The organism is Thermorhabdus hydrogeniformans, from assembly GCF_049310025.1.
Taxonomy (GTDB): domain Bacteria; phylum Bacillota; class Thermosediminibacteria; order Thermosediminibacterales; family Tepidanaerobacteraceae; genus JBJYKD01.
In genome coordinates this window covers 1-240 of record NZ_JBJYKD010000275.1, presented here as the reverse complement: position 1 = coordinate 240, position 240 = coordinate 1, and the positions used below count along the sequence as shown (strand labels likewise).

Here is a 240-nt window from a genome sequence, read left to right as displayed (position 1 = left end):
CGGTTGACTATCCGGATTTTGCGCATCCCGTTGCCGAGGCTGTGGAATCAGGTCAGGCGGGTGTTGGTATTCTTATTTGCGGTAGCGCCAATGGTGTAGCCATCACTGCCAACAAACACCAGGGCATCCGCGCAGCCATCACCTGGCAAACAGAAATTGCCGCACTGGCAAGGCAACACAATAATGCCAACATCATTTGTATCCCGGCCAGATTTGTATCAGCACCCGAGGCCGAAGAAA

1 protein-coding gene is annotated in these 240 nt (G+C 53.3%); it reads left to right on the top strand.

Annotated elements, in window-relative coordinates; translation table 11 throughout:
- A partial coding sequence (locus tag ACKX14_RS16415; protein WP_422449506.1) for an RpiB/LacA/LacB family sugar-phosphate isomerase occupies positions 1–240 on the top strand: 240 nt, incomplete at both ends.